Source organism: Phytopseudomonas daroniae (assembly GCF_004327285.1).
In the GTDB taxonomy this organism is placed as follows: domain Bacteria; phylum Pseudomonadota; class Gammaproteobacteria; order Pseudomonadales; family Pseudomonadaceae; genus Aquipseudomonas; species Aquipseudomonas daroniae.
Map to the genome: position 1 here is coordinate 1 of NZ_QJUI01000050.1, position 2,838 is coordinate 2,838.

At 59.3% G+C, this 2,838-nt stretch carries 2 protein-coding genes; both read left to right on the top strand.

Annotation, left to right across the window (positions count from 1 at the left end):
- The first annotated feature begins 292 nt into the window (after nucleotides 1–292).
- Entirely contained in the window at nucleotides 293–811 is a 519-nt protein-coding gene (locus DNK06_RS25005; RefSeq protein WP_131182665.1) for an Hcp family type VI secretion system effector, read from the top strand.
- Nucleotides 812–940: 129 nt separating this feature from the next.
- The coding region (locus DNK06_RS25010) for a type VI secretion system Vgr family protein (RefSeq protein WP_131182666.1) at nucleotides 941–2,838 on the top strand (1,898 nt) is incomplete at its 3' end.

Sequence of the window (2,838 nt, forward strand, 5' to 3'; positions counted from 1 at the left end):
TGCGCAAAGAACTGCGCACCCCCATGTGGATAACCCTGTTGATATATCCCTGAACACTTCGGTATTGCTGCCTATAAAGCCCTATGCGCAAGAATCTGCACAGCAGTGCGCAACTTCTTGCGCACTTTTCTGGGATATTCCTTAACAGGGTGGAGGAAAAATAAGCTCAGTCGCGCTCAAACAGTTGGTTTATGTACGCTTTTTAATATTTGGCACGAAGCTTGATGACAAGCTGGAACCCATCGGCGATTTCGCCTCCGGGCACCTTTAAATTTTGGCAAGGAGAGCATCCATGGCAACACCAGCGTACATGTCCATCACTGGCGAGAAACAAGGCCTGATCACCGCCGGCGCGTTCACTGCTGATTCGGTTGGCAACACCTATCAGGAAGGTCACGAAGACCAGGTCATGGTTCAAGGCTTCAGCCACGAAGTGATCATCCCGCGTGACCCGCAGTCGGGCCAACCGACCGGTCAGCGCGTGCACAAGCCCGTCGTCATCACCAAGGTATTCGACAAGGCCTCGCCACTGCTGCTGGCTGCCCTGACCTCCGGTGAGCGTATGACCAGCATCGAAATCCAGTGGTACCGCACCTCTGCCCAAGGCACCCAGGAGCATTACTACACCACCAAACTTGAAGACGCGATCATCGTGGATATCAAGGATTACATGCACAACTGCCAGGATCCGTCGAACTCGCACTTCACCCACCTGGAAGACGTGCATTTCACCTATCGCAAAATCACCTGGACCCACGAAGTATCCGGGACTTCGGGCTCCGACGATTGGCGCTCCCCGGTCGCTGGCTAAGCCCACCGACCGTTCATGCATCGGCCAGCACTGCTGGCCGATGCTGTTTGCGCACTTCAAGAACGTTAGCGTCCGCAAGCGCCCTACCTGGGTGTTGCGGTCGCCGCTGCATTGCACGAGGAACACGGGATGTTCGCGCCGGCCAACCAGACCCACTTCAGCCTGACAGTAGAAGGGCTTACGAACGACCTCCAGGTATTCGCCCTCACCGGCCGGGAGGCAATCAGCCAACCGTTCGTGTTCGATGTGGAGTTGGTCAGTGAACAGCCTTCCCTTGCGCTCGAGACGCTGCTGCACAAGCAGGCTTTCCTGCAGCTCTCGCCTGACGGCAGCGGCATTCATGGGCAGATCTATCGCGCCGCCCAAGGTGAGTCGGGCAAACGCCTGACCCGCTACGCGGTGACCTTGCGCCCGCAGCTATCCTACCTGGCGCACCGTATCAACCAACGCATCTTCCAGAACCTCACGGTGCCGAACATTATCGGCCAGGTGCTCGAAGAGCATGGCATTCAGAGCAATGCCTACGAATTCAACGTCGGTGCGATTTATCCCGAGCGCATTTACTGCGTTCAGTACGATGAATCGGATCTGCAGTTCATCCAGCGTCTCTGCGAGGAAGAAGGTATCCATTACCACTTCCAGCACAGCGCCGAGGCCCACAAACTGGTGTTCGGCGATGACCAGACAGTGTTCCCCAAACTGGCGCCTGTGGCCTACCAGCAAGACTCCGGCATGGTCGCCAATGACCCGGTCATCAAGCGCTTCGACCTGCGCCTGGAAACCCGTACCAGCCGCACCACCCGCCGCGATTATGACTTCGAGAAGCCGCGCCTGAAGTTGGAAAGCGAGAATCGCGGCGATGCTCTGCCCGACCTCGAAGACTACGACTACCCTGGCCGTTTCATCGACCGTGACCGGGGCAAGCACCTGGCCAAACGCGCCCTCGAACGCCACCGCAGCGACTACCAGCTTGCCGAAGGTAAAAGCGACCAGCCGTTGCTGGTCAGCGGCCATTTTCTCGCCCTGACCCAACACCCCAAAGCCAGATGGAATGACCTATGGCTGCTCACTGAAATCGTTCACGAAGGTAAGCAGCCCCAGGTCTTGGAAGAGTCGGTCACCAGCGACACGAGCCCGCTCAAAGACGATTTCCATCAGGGCTACCGCAACCGCTTCCAGGCCACCCCGTGGGACATACCGAACCGCCCGCCCCTGCATCATCCCAAACCGCGCATCCTCGGCAGTCAGAGCGCCGTCGTCACCGGCCCGCCCGGTGAAGAAATCCACTGCGACGAGTACGGCCGGGTCAAGGTACAGTTTCACTGGGATCGCGAGGGCCAGGCCAATGACAAGACCAGCTGCTGGCTGCGCGTCTCATCCGCCTGGGCGGGTGCCCAGTACGGCGGTATCGCCATCCCGCGCATCGGCATGGAAGTGCTGGTGACCTTTCTGGAGGGCGACCCTGACCAGCCGCTGATCAGCGGCTGCCTGTTCCACAAGGAAAATGTCGTCCCCTATGAGCTGCCTGCCAACAAGACCCGCAGCACCTTCAAGACCCTGAGCTCACCCGGTGGTGGCGGTTACAACGAACTGCGCATCGAAGACAGGAAAGGCCAGGAACAGATCTTCCTGCACGCCCAGCGCGACTGGGACGAGAACGTCCAGAACGACCAGAAGATCCGCGTCGGCAACGAACGCCACGACACCGTCGAGCAAAACAGCTACAGCGAATTCAAGGCCGAAGAACACCACACCGTGCACGCCGACCGCAAAGTCGAAGCGCGGATCGACGACCACCTGACCGTGGGCGTGAACCAGCACGTGAAGATCGGTACCGGCCAATTCATCGAAGCCGGGCAAGAGATCCACCTGAGCAGCGGCATGAAAGTGGTGCTCGAAGCCGGCAGCGAACTGACCCTCAAGGCCGCTGGCAGCTTCATCAGGATCGACGGCGGCGGCGTGACCCTGAGCGGGCCGGTGATCAACATCAACTCCGGCGGTAGCCCGGGCAATGGCACCGGGGCGAT

Coding starts and splice junctions, on each gene's coding strand:
- DNK06_RS25005 (WP_131182665.1), top strand. CDS start 293: ATGGCAACACCAGCGTACATGTCCATCACTGGCGAGAAACAAGGCCTG.